At 46.8% G+C, this 16,795-nt stretch carries 14 protein-coding genes and 1 tRNA gene; 2 read left to right on the top strand and 13 right to left on the bottom strand.

Annotated elements, in window-relative coordinates:
- Positions 1-131 (top strand): efflux RND transporter permease subunit (locus tag AAKU64_RS02680; protein WP_354361328.1); only part of this gene is annotated, 131 nt, incomplete at its 5' end.
- 193 nt (positions 132-324) lie between these two features.
- Entirely contained in the window at positions 325-720 is a 396-nt protein-coding gene (locus AAKU64_RS02675) for a hypothetical protein (protein ID WP_322118519.1), read from the top strand.
- 322 nt (positions 721-1,042) lie between these two features.
- Here the strand turns inward: AAKU64_RS02675 and kdpE are convergent, their stop codons facing one another.
- The 13 genes from kdpE to aceB all read right to left on the bottom strand — a co-directional run bounded on the left by kdpE (position 1,043) and on the right by aceB (position 16,783).
- Complete coding sequence (kdpE, locus tag AAKU64_RS02670; RefSeq protein ID WP_322121561.1) at positions 1,043-1,741, bottom strand: two-component system response regulator KdpE; 699 nt, start codon at positions 1,739-1,741, stop codon at positions 1,043-1,045.
- A gap of 91 nt (positions 1,742-1,832) precedes the next feature.
- Positions 1,833-4,583 (bottom strand): two-component system sensor histidine kinase KdpD, encoded by a 2,751-nt coding sequence (gene kdpD / locus AAKU64_RS02665; RefSeq protein ID WP_354332998.1) that lies wholly within the window; start codon positions 4,581-4,583, stop codon positions 1,833-1,835.
- A gap of 478 nt (positions 4,584-5,061) precedes the next feature.
- Positions 5,062-5,640, bottom strand: a complete 579-nt coding sequence (kdpC, locus tag AAKU64_RS02660) for a potassium-transporting ATPase subunit KdpC (protein ID WP_354332996.1) — start codon at positions 5,638-5,640, stop codon at positions 5,062-5,064.
- A gap of 13 nt (positions 5,641-5,653) precedes the next feature.
- Entirely contained in the window at positions 5,654-7,804 is a 2,151-nt protein-coding gene (kdpB, locus tag AAKU64_RS02655) for a potassium-transporting ATPase subunit KdpB (RefSeq protein WP_354332994.1), read from the bottom strand.
- A 20-nt stretch (positions 7,805-7,824) separates the two neighbouring features.
- Positions 7,825-9,633, bottom strand: coding sequence for a potassium-transporting ATPase subunit KdpA (gene kdpA / locus AAKU64_RS02650; RefSeq protein ID WP_354361323.1), 1,809 nt, complete (start codon positions 9,631-9,633; stop codon positions 7,825-7,827).
- Entirely contained in the window at positions 9,633-9,722 is a 90-nt protein-coding gene (gene kdpF / locus AAKU64_RS02645; RefSeq protein WP_322118514.1) for a K(+)-transporting ATPase subunit F, read from the bottom strand. The genes kdpA and kdpF overlap by 1 nt, the downstream gene beginning before the upstream one ends.
- Before the next feature lie 304 nt (positions 9,723-10,026).
- Positions 10,027-10,515, bottom strand: coding sequence for a GNAT family N-acetyltransferase (locus tag AAKU64_RS02640; protein WP_354361321.1), 489 nt, complete (start codon positions 10,513-10,515; stop codon positions 10,027-10,029).
- Positions 10,516-10,685: 170 nt separating this feature from the next.
- Positions 10,686-11,111 (bottom strand): hypothetical protein, encoded by a 426-nt coding sequence (locus tag AAKU64_RS02635; RefSeq protein ID WP_354361319.1) that lies wholly within the window; start codon positions 11,109-11,111, stop codon positions 10,686-10,688.
- A gap of 243 nt (positions 11,112-11,354) precedes the next feature.
- Positions 11,355-11,448, bottom strand: a tRNA-Ser gene (locus AAKU64_RS02630).
- 99 nt (positions 11,449-11,547) lie between these two features.
- Complete coding sequence (locus tag AAKU64_RS02625) at positions 11,548-12,798, bottom strand: aspartate kinase (protein WP_354330457.1); 1,251 nt, start codon at positions 12,796-12,798, stop codon at positions 11,548-11,550.
- A 459-nt stretch (positions 12,799-13,257) separates the two neighbouring features.
- Positions 13,258-13,824, bottom strand: coding sequence for a DUF1415 domain-containing protein (locus AAKU64_RS02620; RefSeq protein ID WP_354330458.1), 567 nt, complete (start codon positions 13,822-13,824; stop codon positions 13,258-13,260).
- Positions 13,825-14,023: 199 nt separating this feature from the next.
- Positions 14,024-14,713 carry an aquaporin Z gene (gene aqpZ / locus AAKU64_RS02615; RefSeq protein ID WP_323492576.1) on the bottom strand — a complete coding sequence of 230 codons (690 nt, stop codon included), beginning with the start codon at positions 14,711-14,713 and terminating at the stop codon, positions 14,024-14,026.
- A gap of 483 nt (positions 14,714-15,196) precedes the next feature.
- Entirely contained in the window at positions 15,197-16,783 is a 1,587-nt protein-coding gene (gene aceB, locus AAKU64_RS02610; protein ID WP_354361317.1) for a malate synthase A, read from the bottom strand.
- Positions 16,784-16,795: the final 12 nt, after the last annotated feature.

Genomic DNA, 16,795 nt, shown 5'->3' with positions numbered 1-16,795 from the left:
TCGGCTCAGAAACCCAACGTCCGTTTGCAGTAGTGATTGTTGGCGGCATTGTCTCAGCAACTTTTTTTACCCTGCTGTTACTGCCGTTGAGCTACAGCTTATTTAAGGATAAAGTAAAGGAAGAAGAGTAAATAGTGAGTTTGAGAAATACAAACCAAATTTAAATAAATAAAATACTCCCTATACGTATATTTCAATCGTCCATATATTCCCTAGTCAATTTAGATTTTTTTGATCCACTTATAGGGAGTATATGGATTTTATTAGCGAAACTCTGACGAAATGAGTGACTTAAAGGTCAATTTATCGACTTAGGAGAATACGATGTCCAAGAAAGAAATCACAATGCCAAGATTGATGATTAGCGCGCTTAGTATCTGTACTGTGCTTGTAATCTGTGCGCCAAATGCATTTAGTCAAGAAACTGATATGGAGCAAGCGACGAAAGACAATTTTAAGCATGGCTGGGTAACACATCTCTACGATGCCAAATCAGACCGTAAAGATTTACCTGAGTGCCTGGAAAAACTCTCGGACTCTGAGCGCGAAAATAAGCATTTTGCCAAAATTCATTACAAGCACGCACGTCGTGGATTGAGTACCATCGCTGAGGTGCCAGAGTATATGAGTTTAAAATTGGATGATGAAGTCGACGTAGTCCCCGAGAATTGCGACAAAGGGAAATTCGCGCATATCGTCAAGATCCTAACGGCCAAGTAAAGTTCTTACCGTCTCAAAAATAAGATAAGTAACTACCTGATGTGCTGGCATAGCAGACTTTCTGAAAAAATGTTTGCTCAGCTTTTTACACCCGGTCATCAGTGCTAATTTATTCAAAAATCAATGGATCAATTAGTAATACTTATACCTAGGCTCTCTAAAATCAAAAAATAGAACGGGCACAAAAAAGAGAAGCGTGCATTTTTGAAGCAAGCAGTATTTAGGACAGGCCTTGTTCAGCAGCAATAAAACCGCGCGCGTCGCTAACCAAATTAATATACTGACGAATATAGGCAAGACGGCAAAAAAATTCAGAGTGCTTTTAGCTCGGTATCAGTAACCGATAGCCGATTGCGGTCTCCGTCAAGAAGAAGCGTGGCTGGGTAGGGTCATCTTCCAGTTTTTGCCGTAAATGTCCCATGTAAATACGCAGATAATGCCCATGTTCTGAGTGCGACGGCCCCCATACTTCACGCAGCAATTGCGGATTAGTTACCACCCGTCCGGCATTCGTCACCAACGCGCTGAGCAGACGGTATTCCGTCGGTGTCAGATGTACCATCGTGCCGTCTTTGGTGACCATACGCGCTTGCTGATCCACCCGGATGTCACCAAATTGCACAACCCCATCTGTATTAGCACCAGGCTGGCGCTGTCTGCGCAAAGTGGCGCGCACACGCGCCAGCAACTCACCGACACCAAATGGCTTACTTAAAAAATCATCTGCACCAGCATCCAGCGCCTTGATTTTATCGGCCTCGTTCACGCGCGCGGATAAGACGATCACAGGTACAGTGGACCATTTGCGCAAGTCTTTTAAAAAATCGACACCATCGCCGTCTGGCAAGCCAAGATCTAATATAATTAAATCGGGCTGACGGGTTCCAGCATCAATTAAGCCGCGTTGTAAGCTGCCAGCCTCTTCTACTTGCCAGCCCTCTTCTTCCAAGGCGCTGCGTACAAAGCGACGTATTTGAGGCTCATCCTCGACCAATAAGGCAGTGGGAGTGGTTTCTGTCATCATAATTTTTCTAACTTGTATTTTTAACGCAAATTGTTCACGTCGTTTTAATCAGTTTTAGCTCATCCTATACAGCCAGTATTTAAACTAGCTAGACCAGCAATTCTGGCTCGGGCAACATGGGCGGCGTTCCTAGCGGGAGAGTGAAGCAGATACATGCCCCACCTTCTTGCGAATGCGCTGCCGCGATGCGCCCGTTATGCGCTTCAATAATGGCGCGGCAAATTGCGAGGCCAAGACCAACTCCGGGGGTGGCGGACTCACGTTCGCCACGAGTAAACTTTTCAAAAATCGCTTCTTCGCGCCCTATTGGTAAACCAGGGCCGTTATCATCCACCATCACTCTGACCACGCTGTTATGGGCATCTACTTCGGCGCGGATCACAATGAGTGATTGTGGTGGAGAATATTTGGCGGCGTTCTCTAATAAATTACACAAAACCCGCTCAATCAGTACGGCATCAAAATGTAACAAAGGCAAATCACGCGGTAACTTTGTTTGTACCTGATATTGCGCCAATGCCGCAGTGCTGGCACGCAGAGAACTACCAACCACCTCTTCCAGCGGTTGCCATTGCAAATTCAATTTCACTTCGCCACTTTGGATTCTTGCCATATCCAGCAAATTGGATACCAGTGCGCTCATCCGTATTGCTTCGTCATGCAACACTTGCGCCATTTGTTGTTGGGCATCAGACAGAGTGGGCTTCGACATCGTCAGTGATTCTGAAATGCCGACCAACGAAGTTAACGGTGTGCGCAAATCATGTGATAAGGCCGCCAATAGAGAATTGCGCAGACGCTCTGACTCCATATGGATCAGTGCATCCTGTGCGACCTCGATGTAATGCACTCGCTCCAGCGCAATCGCGGCCAATGCAGCAAAGGTATCTAACTGTTGACGTTGCTCTGGAATCAAAATCCAGCGCCGGTTGTCAGGCTGTATGACCAGCAAGCCTCTGGTACGCATAGGCGCAACCAGGGGCAAATAGAAAAAGCTACTGGCGGGCAAAGTATCTGTGCCCATGCCTGCTGCCTCAACTTTATCAAATGCCCATTGCGCAATACCTAAATCAAGACCTTCTACCGGCGTTTGCGGCGCTTGTAATTTGCCTGCATCATCCGGCAATAATAAAGTCGCTGTCGCACGGAAAGCACGTTGAATAATCGCCTGAGTGCTTTCAGAAATTTGCTCAGATTGCAGAACACCGGACAGGTCGCGTGCGAACTCATACAGTGCCCTGGCACGCGACTCGCGATGGGCTGAGACTCTGGCTTGATAACGCAATCCCGCAGTCAGATGTCCCGTTATTAGTCCTACTGCCAGCATCACACAAAAGGTAATTAAGTACTGTAAATCGCTAACGGCAAACGTAAATCGCGGCGGAACAAAAAAGAAATCAAAGGTCGCTACCCCGATCACTGTCGCTAGTACAGAAGGACCACGTCCCAAGCGCAATGCGACCAAGACCACCGCCAGCATAAACAGCATGGCGATATTGACCAGATGCAAATGGTCTAATAATGGCGTACATAAAACTGACGTACCGGTGATCGCTAGCAGCGCATATAAATACCGTAACTGCTTACGAAATCCGCGAGCTGATCTGACTGGATCTTCTGCCCTGTCCCAATCGCTACCGGCGGCGTTGAACTGCTCGACGCGTTCTTCTTTTTCGGCGCGTTCGGCGTTTTCATCATGCGATGCGGCACGACCAATTTCGATCAAATCCAGATCAGGAGCTAAACTAGCAATGCGTTTATGAATCGAGGTTTGCGACCAAGAGGTGCCGCGACGCCCCACCACAATTTTAGAAAAATTCAAACTATGCGCATAATCGACTACCGCCGTTGCCACATCTTGGCCTGTCAGTACCGCCGTCTTGGCACCAAGGTCTTGCGCTAGCTTTAAACTTTTTAAAATCCGTTCGCGTTGCGCCGCAGATAGGCGTTGTAATTGCGGCGTCTCTACATAGACCGCATGCCATTCGGCACTGAGCTGGCTGGCTAATCTGGCGGCACTGCGTATTAAGTGGTCAGCACCAAAACCCGGACCTACACAGGCGAGTAAGGCAGCATCTGTTTTCCAGACTTTGCCGATGGATTTTTCTATCCGGTACGCCTGCACGTCTTCTTCTACCCGATCAGCGGTGCGGCGTAAGGCCAGCTCGCGCAGTGCAATCAGATTGCCTTTACGGAAGAAATTTTTTGCGGCGCGCTCTGCCTGCTGCGGTTTGTAGACACGGCCACTTTGCAAACGTGCCAGCAATTCGTCAGCGGGGACATCAACCAGCACGACTTCATCGGCCTCATCAAATACGGTATCGGGTACCGTCTCTGCCACGCGGATACCGGTGATGCCGCCAACGACGTCATTCAAACTATCTAAATGTTGAACATTGACGGTGGTATAGACATCAATCCCTGCATCGAGTAATTCTTCTACGTCTTGCCATCTCTTAGGATGACGCGAACCCGGTGCATTGGAATGCGCCAGTTCGTCCATCAGAATCAACGGTGGTTTGCGTTCCAGCGCCGCATCGAGATCAAATTCGGTCAGCGTCTTGTCGCGGTAATTAATGGCTTTCGGTGGCAGGATTTCTAAACCATCGAGCAGAGCCAGCGTCTCACGGCGGCCATGGGTTTCTACCACACCGATTAATACTGGCTGACCTTCACTCTGCAATTTGTGCGCGGCACTCAACATTGCATAGGTCTTGCCAACACCCGCTGATGCGCCGAAATAAATACGCAACTTGCCACGGGTAGCACGACGCTCTTGTGCCTGCACATGTGCGAGCAAGATGTCGGGGTCGGGACGTTGATCGTGAATATTAGCCATCTAGGTTGTTCTTGAGCTTCTGGTTTGTGCTTCGGGATTCAGCTTATGGAGTCTACTTTTGCAAACGGTCAGATTAATAACTTAAACTAAAAATTAGGGGGGTATATGCCAAAATCACCCTTATTGTCCAGACATTACCTGGACGATTAAAAATACAGGTAGCAGTATATTTAATGACAGAATAATCAAATTACTTCTAAAAATGCTTGATACCACTTACGGCTAGTAACTAATTAACTAATCAACTCATTAATCAACTGATCGAGAAAAAACTAAGCAAGCATCACGTCATTAAGCACTTTTAGAAATACTCTTATTCAAATAGACGGGACACACATGGTGCATCCCGCATATCAATACTCAACTACAGGACTTGCGCAAAATTGTCCCGGCCAGACGTAGCGACGACAGCGATCTCCGGTAAGACTAGTCGCTGCTACGCAGCCGGGGTGATTTTACGTAAATCTACAATGACAGATTACTTCTGATCCAGTGCCAGGTTCAAGGCTAATACGTTGACCCGTGGCTCTCCAAACACACCCATCACCGGGCGTTGTGAGAATTTCTCGATCAATTCCATGACTTGCTCATTGGTCATTTTACGCTCACGAGCAATTCTAGTCGCTTGATACTGTGCCGCGGCGATACTGATTTCTGGATCAAGACCACTAGCTGATGCGGTCACTAAATCGACTGGAATCTTTTGTTTATTCTCTGGATCAGCTGCTTGCAAGGTCGCAATGCGTCCTTTAACCGCATCCATCTGTGCTGGATTAAATGGGCCCAGATTAGAACCGCTCGACGCCGTTGGATTGTTCGGCATCGGCGATGTCGCAGAAGGACGGCTCCAGAAATATTTGTTTGAGCTGAATGCCTGACCGATCAGGCTAGAACCGATCATCTTACCGTCACGCTCAACCAGACTGCCTTCGGCTTGCTTGTTAAACGCCACTTTGCCGATGCCGGTGATTGCGTAGGGATACGCGACACCAACGATCAGACTGAAGCCAACAAACAACACTACGGCAGGACGAAATTGGGAAAATAGAGAATTCATTTTCAATCCTTCATTACACTAAATTAAACAGAGCAAGAATCATGTCGATCAACTTGATGCCTGCGAACGGCAACACGATACCGCCCAGACCGTAGATCAACAGATTACGACGTAACAAACGCGCTGCACCGATTGCACGATACTTCACACCTTTGAGTGCCAGCGGGATCAGGAACACAATGATCAGCGCATTAAAAATCACCGCAGACATAATCGCCGAGGCTGGGCTGGACAAATGCATCACGTCCAACGCTTTCAACTGCGGGTAGGTGGCGACGAAAGCGGCAGGGATAATCGCAAAATATTTCGCTACGTCGTTCGCAATCGAGAAGGTAGTTAAAGAACCGCGTGTCATCAGCATTTGTTTACCAATTTCTACGATCTCTAACAACTTGGTTGGATTAGAATCCAAATCCACCATGTTGCCCGCTTCTTTCGCTGCTTGGGTACCTGAGTTCATCGCAACGGCGACGTCTGCTTGTGCCAATGCTGGCGCATCATTGGTACCGTCACCAGTCATCGCAACCAGACGGCCTTCGGACTGATAGCTGCGGATCAATTTCAGCTTATCTTCTGGCGTTGCTTCTGCCAAAAAGTCATCTACACCGGCTTCTGCGGCAATCGCAGCTGCAGTCAGCTTATTGTCACCTGTGATCATGATGGTTTTGATACCCATGCGGCGCAGCTCGGCAAAACGCTCCTTGATGCCACCTTTGACGATATCTTTTAACTCAATCGCACCCATGACTTTGCCATCGTCCACTACCACCAGTGGTGTACTACCACGACGAGAAATATCGTCCACTGTTTTGCTGACTTCGGCTGGGAAAGGACGGCCTAAGCTCTCAACAAACTTCTTCACTGAATCAGCCGCACCTTTACGGATGACACGAGTACCGATATCGACACCGCTCATACGAGTTTGCGCAGTGAATTCGATAAATTGCGCATTCAGGCTCGCCATTTCACGTTCACGCAAATTACATTTTTGCTTTGCTAACACTACGATACTGCGACCTTCTGGTGTTTCGTCAGCTAATGATGCGAGTTGTGCTGCATCACCCAATTGAGCAAGGATTACACCTGGCGCAGGGAAAAACTCAGATGCTTGACGATTACCTAAAGTGATCGTACCTGTCTTATCCAACATCAAGACGTCAACGTCACCAGCGGCTTCAACCGCACGACCTGATGTCGCGATAACGTTGGCTTGCATCATGCGGCTCATACCAGCAACACCGATGGCGGATAACAAGCCACCTATCGTGGTTGGGATCAGACATACCAGCAAGGCGATCAAGACCGTAATAGAGATAGGGCTAGATGCAATACCTGCCAATTTCGCCGCTTCTACGCTATATAAAGAGTATGGCAACAGAGTGACGGTAACGAGCAAGAAAATAATCGTCAGTGCTACCAACAAAATCGTCAATGCGATTTCGTTTGGTGTTTTTTGGCGTTTTGCGCCTTCTACCATGGCGATCATACGATCAATAAATGCTTCACCAGGATTCGACGTAACACGCATCACCAACCAGTCTGACAACACGCGAGTACCACCGGTGACAGCAGAGAAATCGCCACCAGATTCACGGATCACCGGTGCGGATTCACCTGTGATCGCACTTTCGTCCACGGTTGCTACGCCTTCGATCACTTCACCGTCGATAGGAATGACATCACCAGTTTCTACCAACAAGACATCGCCTTTACGCAAGTCGCTGGCATTGGCTGGCAACCAGCTTGTGCCGTGTTTTGGTACTGCCAGTTTCTTGGCAATCACTGTTTGCTTTAAAGCGCGTAACGACGCGGCTTGCGCTTTGCTGCGACCTTCCGCCAATGCTTCGGCAAAGTTAGCGAACAAGACGGTGAACCACAGCCAGACTGATATCGCCAGGATAAAACCAGCACTGGCTTCACCTTTACCAAACAAGGCTTGCAGCCACAACAGCGTAGTTAAGATACTGCCGACATACACCACAAACATCACCGGGCTGCGCAATTGCGTCGCTGGATTCAGCTTTTTAAAGGCATCGACAACTGCTGGCCACATCAGTGTGCTATCCATCATGCTGAGTGATTTTGCGCTACGCAGTTTATCTGCGGAGGCATCACCTTGATCAGCTATGGCTTTATTTGTATTTTGAGAATTAACGCTAGACATGAGTTTTTTCCTTAGTGAACTTAATGAGCCGCGAACAATTGCAGATGTTCGACAACCGGTCCAAGCGCCAATGCCGGAACATAATTCAAGACGCTAATCAACACCACCGTACCAACCAGCAACGAGATAAACATCCAGCCATGGGTCGGCATGGTGCCTGCGTTCACTTCCAAACGTTTTTTAGCTGCCAGAGAACCAGCGATCGCCAAGATAGGCACGATCATCGCAAAGCGACCAAACCACATCGCAATCGCCAACATGATGTTGTAGAACGGTGTGTTGGCAGACAAACCAGCAAACGCACTACCGTTGTTATTTGCAGCGGAGGTAAAGGCATACAGCATCTCAGAGAAACCATGCGCACCAGGATTGGCAATACCAGCTTTGCCTGCATCTGCCATCACTGCAATCGCAGTACCAACCAATACCAATGCTGGCGTCACCAAGATCACGATCGCGGTCATTTTCATTTCATAAGACTGGATTTTTTTGCCCAGATATTCTGGTGTGCGTCCAATCATCAAGCCAGCGATAAACACTGCCAGGATTGCGAAAATCAACATGCCGTACAAACCAGAACCAACACCGCCAAACACTACTTCACCAAACTGCATCAGGACGATAGGTACCAGACCACCGAGTGGCATTAAAGAATCATGCATCGCATTTACAGCACCGCAAGATGCTGCAGTCGTAATTGCTGCAAACAAGGCAGAGGCACTGATACCGAAGCGAGTTTCTTTACCTTCCATATTGCCGCCGGATTGCAGCACACTCGTCACCTGATCAACATTCAAGGCTTGCATTAGCGGATGGATTTGCTGCTCTGCCATCAATACACCGATCGTCATCACGACAAACAAAATTGTCATGGCGCCCAGTACCGCCCAGCCTTGGCGAATATCACCAACCATGCGACCAAAAGCAAAACATAATGCCGCTGGAATCAAGAAAATACTCAACATCTGTGCAAAGTTCGTCAGATAGTTTGGATTCTCATAAGGATGGGCTGAGTTGGCATTGAAGAAGCCGCCACCATTCGTGCCGATCATTTTGATTGATTCTTGCGACGCTACTGGACCCATTGCAATCGTTTGGGTTTTAGTCGTCAAGGTTTCCATTACTGGCGCACCTTGTGCATCTTTTAAAGGCTGACCATCAGCGCCGACTTTGGGCTGGCTGTAAGTGACCGGATCAAGCAAAGTCGCATCTTTGTAACCATCAAAGTTTTGGATCACGCCCTGCCCCATCAGGAACACAGCGAAGATCACAGACAATGGCAATAACAAGTACAAAGTCGTGCGAGTGATATCGACCCAGAAGTTACCGATGGCTTTAACTGAATGATGTGAAAAACCGCGGATCAACGCAAATACAACCGCAATACCAGTCGCGGCGGAAAAGAAGTTTTGTCCTACCAAAACCAGCATCTGAGTCAGATAGCTCATAGCAGATTCGCCTGAGTAACCTTGCCAGTTGGTGTTACTGACAAAACTCACTGCTGTATTAAATGCGGAATCAGGACTGATATTGGCAAAACCTTGTGGATTCAACGGCAACCATTGCTGCACACGTTGCAGCAAGTACACCGCCAGCGCGCCCAGTGTGTTGAACACCAACAACGCAAACGCGTAGGTTTTCCAACCCATGCCCTGCTCTGGATTAACACCAGCAGCACGATACAAGACTTTTTCCAAGCCAGACAACCAGCCAAAACCGGGAACACGACCATTACCCGCTAATTTGGCAATGAAACTTCCTAGCGGATAGGACAACACCAACAATATTGCTAAAAATGTCAGCAATAAGACAATCGCCTGAGTCGTCATCACAGTTCCTCTGCTTTCAACAATGCAATCACCAAATACACCAACAAGGCAGCAGCTACGACTGCGCCTAAAATAGTGAACATACTCATTTCGTTTCTCCCAACTTGTTACAAACGTTGGCGAACAAAGCGACCAATATAAAAAAGATCAAAATGCCGCCGACATAAAAAATATCCAGAAGATCGCTCATCATGTTTCCACGTAGTTAGTTTTAACAACCGGAAGGATAGCCAGAGGGGTCTAAAGATTTTGTAAAGACTGCTAGGAGGGGTGTAAACGAGATGTAAAAATTTGAAGTGCGTGATGAGGAAGGTGTTTTATAGCTATGAATTCGTTATTAGTAGATGCTTTAGCGACGCGGTTAAGAGAGATTAATAGCGGGCCAGCACCAATTCAATCAGTCAACGGTATTTGCTTTTGCATGTTAATACCAGTGACTTCATAACCAAGCGAGGCATACAAAGCTTGAGCACCACTATTGAACGCAAATACATGCAAACCTATGACAGACAACCCTAACGAGCGAACAAATAACTCCAGCGCAGCAAACGCCCGTTTTGCGTGCCCTTGGCGGCGATACGACTCAGCTACTTCGATATTGTAAATATACGCACTGCGCACGCCACCTTTTTCAATCACTGCCAGCCAAAGTGTGCCGACAGTGAAGTCACTATTGCCGCTGATGCCACGGATTTCAAACAAATAGTTGTCCGGCGTCTGCAATCCCTGAGGCAGCAACTTTTCGTGCTCAACACGTGACTGCGTCATCGCGGTTTCTACGGGCCAGCGACCTGATTTTATATTTTGCTGTGCATAAGAAATGATGGCGCTTTCGACATAACGCGTAAAAGCATCAGATGACATAGGGACAAGAATTGACATAGATTTTTTTGTTGTAATGTTGAATGACTACAATGAGAAAGACTCTGTACGCTGATGCGTGATTTATATAAAAACAACATGAGAAGTCATATACTCCCCAATATTTTTATGAAAACTCCTCCTAATGTCCAATTAATCTAAGGATAGCTTAGATATACCTACCAGGAGTATTAATAATAAAGATCTAAATTTAAAGCAAAAAACTGTAAGAAGCTCATCACTGTTGGCGCGGCCGCAAAAATTACCCCCCGGGGAATATTTTTTGGGGGCCCCCCAATCAATAGTGGGTATAATAACCCGTGGGTAAAAAAAAATAAACAAAAAATACAAAAAAAAAACATACAAACACCATCCATTGGGGGCCCACCATAAAATTTCCCCGCTTTTCCTATTTGGCCCCCCCCCCCCAACACTTCATTAGTGCTTATATACGCCTTGGTAGAAAAATAATTAATTTCGGGTGAGAACATAAATTTCGTAATTGGATCAATTTTCAAACGAATCCCCCTCTCCGCCTTCTGCCCGGCAATCCCGAATATCACACCTCCGAATATGCAAAATAAGATAGCGACCATTACGTAATTTCGAATTTTCATGGCGCTATCCTTTGTATGTTTTCAGTTATTCTCTAGAGAAAATACTGCAGAGTATTTAATGATGTCCTACCAGCACTTATTCAAGATTATTTCTTTGTATTTACTGCCGATGTAACCAAAAGCTCAGTTTGATTGCAAAAATCGTCGAACGCGTTCCAACACGAGATGGTATACCGAATGGCACACCAGAAAGCCAAAAAGAAAAATGCCCACTTAACTCTCGTTAAGTGGGCACATATTCTTTGGCGGAGGCGGTGAGATTCGAACTCACGATACAGGTTTAAGCCCATATGCTTCCTTAGCAGGGAAGTGCCTTCGGCCACTCGGCCACGCCTCCACACTATTGCAACTCTTTAACTCAATCACAATAGAGACCGAGATAATAGCCGCTAGCTTTCATTTGGTCAACCACTAGAACCAAACAAGGACTATTTTTTTACGCAGATTCCAAACCGAATGCTTTATGTAGCGAACGTACTGCTAATTCCATGTATTTCTCGTCGATCAAAACTGAGATCTTGATTTCTGACGTAGAGATCATTTGAATATTGATGCTCTCTTCCGACAAAGTGCGGAACATTTGCGAAGCAATGCCAACGTGGCTGCGCATACCGACACCGACGACGGACACTTTAGACACTTTTGGGTCACCAATGATGCTGCCTGCGCCGATGTGAGCTTTAACGCTTGCTTCTAATACCGACATGGCCTTGGCGTATTCGCCACGCGGCACGGTGAAAGTGAAGTCAGTTTTGCCGTCTACCGATTGGTTCTGGATAATCATATCCACTTCGATATTGGCATCCGCAATCGGACCCAGGATTTGGTAGGCGATGCCTGGTTTGTCCGGCACACCGAAAACGGTAATTTTTGCCTCATCACGATTAAACGCGATGCCGGTGATGGTTGCTTGTTCCATGTTGGTGTCTTCCTCAAACGAAATCAGGGTGCCGGAATTCATTTCTTCTTCCAGCGGAATTAATGGGTCTGTCAATGAAGACAAAACACGGGTTGGCATGCGGTAGTTACCGGCAAATTCGACTGAGCGAATTTGCAGCACTTTAGAACCGAGCGATGCCATTTCTAACATTTCTTCAAACGTGACTGTATTCAGACGGCGGGCATCCGACACCACGCGCGGGTCGGTGGTGTAGACGCCATCGACGTCGGTATAAATCAGGCACTCTTGGGCTTTGAGGGCTGCGGCAACTGCAACGGCAGAGGTATCAGAGCCGCCGCGTCCCAGCGTCGTAATATCGCCTTTTTCGTCAACACCCTGGAAACCGGTGATGATGACAATCTTGCCCGCGTCCAGATCAGCGCGCACCTTGGTGTCGTCAATCGATGCAATGCGTGCTTTTGTGTGTGCAGAGTCGGTTTTAATCGCGACTTGCCAGCCAGCATAAGATACTGCTTGCTTGCCGATGGCTTGCAACGCCATCGCCAGCAGACCCACAGAAACTTGTTCGCCGGTAGAGGCGATCATATCGAGTTCGCGCGGATCAGGTTGATCCATAATTTCTTTGGCGAGGCCGATAATGCGGTTGGTCTCACCAGACATGGCGGACGGCACCACAACAATCTGGTGGCCTGCATCATGCCATTTGGCGACGCGCTTGGCGACGTTCTTGATGCGTTCTGTCGAACCCATCGAAGTACCGCCGTATTTGTGGACGATTAGAGCCATAGATAAAAACCTAAAGGGTGAAAAATGCGGAAAAACAACCCTTTACTCTACATGCTGCTACGCAAAATAACAAGCCTGACCTGCCTATTTTTTAAGCAGATCCAGCGATACTATCTGGCCTGATGTAGATTGAGATATGAAAATTTGATCAGAGTGTTTACAAAACCACCAAGCTAGCTGAAATTAATCTCGGCATCTGATGTAAAGACAGAATTGATTTAACTCTCTAATAACGAAGAATACAGGGAGTATATAAAATCACCTAGCTATCCTCCAATATTTTAATGGAGGACGATGAAAAATAACTATATACACCAACCCAGTATACTAAATAAACCGAGTTAAATGATTAACCTGATTCAATCAAAAAAACGAACGAGACAAATTACTTTTACGCATATCGATATAAAAAAAAGATTGCAGATCAATGCCGAAGATCATCAATTATTACCGGACAAATCATTTTTTACGATAAGCAGAAAATAATTTGCGCCAGCCTTCATGACCTAAGTCGCGCATCGTTTGAATATTTTTTTCATAAATCGCGTCTGCGTCGGGGAAAGCCTCAACCGCTTTGTCGATGCTTTCTTCTCGCAATAAATGCAGTGTTGGATACGGTGAGCGATTCGTAAAATTCTCAATATCGTCAGATTCGGTATCGGCAAATTGGTAATCTGGATGGAAGCTGGCAATTTGGATGATGCCTTCCAGATTCAGTTCATGCAGTGCGGCGTCAGCCACATCGAGAAAGTCGTTATAGTCTAAAAAGTCAGTCAACACATAAGGATGAATCAGCAAGCTGGTCTCAATTTTTTCAGGATTGGCTTCTGCTAACAGCTCTAATTCGTTGATCAGTTCTTTTAACAATTCCTCGGGCGTGTGCGCTTCGCTCACGGTAAAGCGGATTTGCTGTTTGACCTGCACTGCTTTGGCAAAAGGGCATAAATTCAGGCCGATCACTGCCTTTTCTAACCACCGCTCAGTGTTGATAATCACGTCGGTACTACTGATAAATTGTTCAGGCATGGTGATATCTGAAATAAAAGAAGGCTCAAGAATAGCATGCAATTATTTCATGGCGCATTGCACCATAAAGATAAAACAAACTACTCAAGAACCTTGCTTAGTTTTGATCAGCAAGTGATGGCTATCAAAATGCAATGCAGCAATGATATGGCATCAATACGGCATTAATGCGGCGTTAAGCCAAATGATCTTAATCCGCTTATTTACTATCGCCAGCGATCATTTTATAAGTCACCGCGCCGATCACTGCACCAACAATCGGTGCAACCCAGAACAACCATAGTTGCTGGATCGCCCAGCCGCCGACATAAATCGCCACGCCAGTGCTGCGCGCTGGATTGACCGAGGTATTCGTGACCGGAATGCTGATCAGATGAATCAGTGTCAGCCCCAAACCTATCGCAATCGGCGCAAAACCTTTTGGCGCGCGCGCATCCGTAGCGCCCATGATGATCACCAAAAACATCATCGTCATCACAGCCTCGGTCAGCCAGGCTGCTTGCAAAGAATAGCCGCCTGGCGAGTGCTCGCCAAAGCCGTTAGAGGCAAAACCGGCAGATACATCAAAACCTGGCTTACCACTGGCGATCAGATATAAAACTCCACCGGCAACGATACCACCCAACACTTGTGCCACGATATAAGGCAGCAATTTATTCGCAGGAAAACGGCCACCAACCCACAAACCTATCGATACCGCTGGATTTAAGTGACACCCTGAAATATGACCAATCGCATATGCCATAGTTAATACCGTCAAGCCAAAAGCCAGCGATACGCCATGCAAACCAATGCCAACACCGGGAAACGTTGCCGCCAACACGGCACTACCACAACCACCTAAGACCAGCCAGAAAGTCCCAAAAAACTCCGCGCCATATTGTTTCATTTTTATACTCACTTTTCTATGAAGAGGGATTTACCATCAATCGTCATGCATTCGCCAGTTGAAGAATTGCCAGGCAAACACAGTGGGCATAAATATAACAAATTAAACTTGCCTTATTGTTAAAATTTGTCATCTCCTGCTGATTTTTTCTGAGATTTAAACTTCTTTAGCAAATTATGAAAGATGGCAGAGAGTTCGCAGCTATCGGACTAAGGCAGAGATACTGGATATCAATCTTGCTTGTTTTTTCTACAAACGCTGAACTAATTCATAATCGATTAAAATATACTCCGGGCATGTATATATTAATAATCCATATAATCATTGGACATTAAAGGATTTATTGAGGATTTTATGGGGAGTATATTTTTATATTGTTTAAAATAAAAAAACGACCCGTATAACTTACGGGTCGTTTTTAGGTAGCTGAATAACTACTTTTTTGATCAATTTTGACGCAACGAAACTCCCGCTGCGAGCAATTTAAATCTCTTCGTACAACGGCAAGGTCAAAAATTCTGCAAACGAATCTGAAGTCGACATCTCTTCAAAAATCGTCGCAGCGCGGTCATAGCTTGCACCGGAGCCGACCAAGTCCTTCACTTTGGCCAGTTCTTCGGGAATCATCGCGCGCACCATATCAGCGGTGATTTTTGTGCCGTCTTCGAACACGCCTTTGCTGGAGCGTATCCACTGCCAAACTTGTGAACGACTGATTTCAGCAGTAGCGGCATCTTCCATCAAGTTATGGATTGGCACACAACCGTTGCCAGCCAGCCAGGCGCCAAGGTAATGAATACCGACGTTGATGTTGTAACGCAAACCAGCTTCGGTGATTGGTGTTTCTGGTTGGAAGTTGAGCAAGTCTTTGGCAGTAACTTCAATATCAGGACGCTGTTTAGAAATTTGATTTGGAGCGTCGCCCAATACTTTTTTGAACTCGGTCATCGCCAGTTCAACCAAACCTGGATGAGCAACCCAGCCGCCGTCGTAACCATCAGTAGCATCGCGCGCTTTATCAACTCGTACGCCGCCCATTGCAACATCATTTTTTGCCGGATCGTTTTTGATCGGAATCAACGCTGCCATGCCGCCGATTGCCGGTGCATTGCGTTTGTGGCAAGTTTTCAGCAACAACAATGCATAAGAGCGCATAAACGGGGCTGTCATAGTGACTTTAGCGCGATCTGCGAGGCAGAAATTTTTGTCATTCTTGAATTTTTTAATGCAAGAAAAAATGTAATCCCAGCGACCTGCGTTTAAACCTGCACTGTGCTCACGCAATTCGTACAAAATCTCATCCATCTCAAATGCAGCAACGATGGTTTCAATTAATACGGTTGCCTTGATCGTGCCTTGTGGCAAACCGATCTCGTTTTGTGCCATAACAAAAATATCGTTCCACAAACGCGCTTCTAAATGGGACTCTAATTTTGGCAAATAAAAGTAAGGACCAGCGCCGCGAGCTAATTGTTCTTTGGCGTTATGGAACAAAAACAGGGCGAAATCAAAAATACCGCCGGAGATGCGTTTGCCGTCAACCAACACATGTTTTTCGTCCAAGTGCCAGCCGCGGGCACGCACTACCAAGTTCGCAATCGCATCGTTGAGTTTGTAGCTTTTACCATTTTGTTCCAAGCTGATCGTGCGGCGCACGGCGTCGCGCATATTGATCTGGCCACTGATCTGGTTGTCCCAGTTTGGCGTATTGGAATCTTCAAAGTCCGTCATGTAACTGTCGGCACCGGAATTCAGTGCGTTGATCACCATCTTGCGCTCTACCGGCCCGGTGATTTCAACCCGGCGGCACTCCAGAGCTTTAGGAATAGGGGCGATCTTCCAGTTACCTTCGCGGATGTGTTTGGTTTCTGGTAAAAAATCTGGCAATTCACCAGCATCTAAACGCAGCACCCGTGCGGCGCGTGCGGCCAGCAATTCTTGGCGACGCGGCTCAAATGCACGGCTCAGTTTAGCGACTAACTCCAGGGCTTCCAAGGTCAGGATTTGCTCAAAGCCTGGTTTGATTTCGCCCTTGATTTCCATACCGGTTGGCAATTTGATTTGTGTCATGCGTTTCTCCGT

The sequence above is a fragment of the Undibacterium sp. GrIS 1.8 genome (genome assembly GCF_040544445.1).
Taxonomy (GTDB): domain Bacteria; phylum Pseudomonadota; class Gammaproteobacteria; order Burkholderiales; family Burkholderiaceae_D; genus Undibacterium.
Note: the sequence above shows the minus strand (reverse complement) of the source record. Positions and strands in the feature narration are given on the sequence as shown.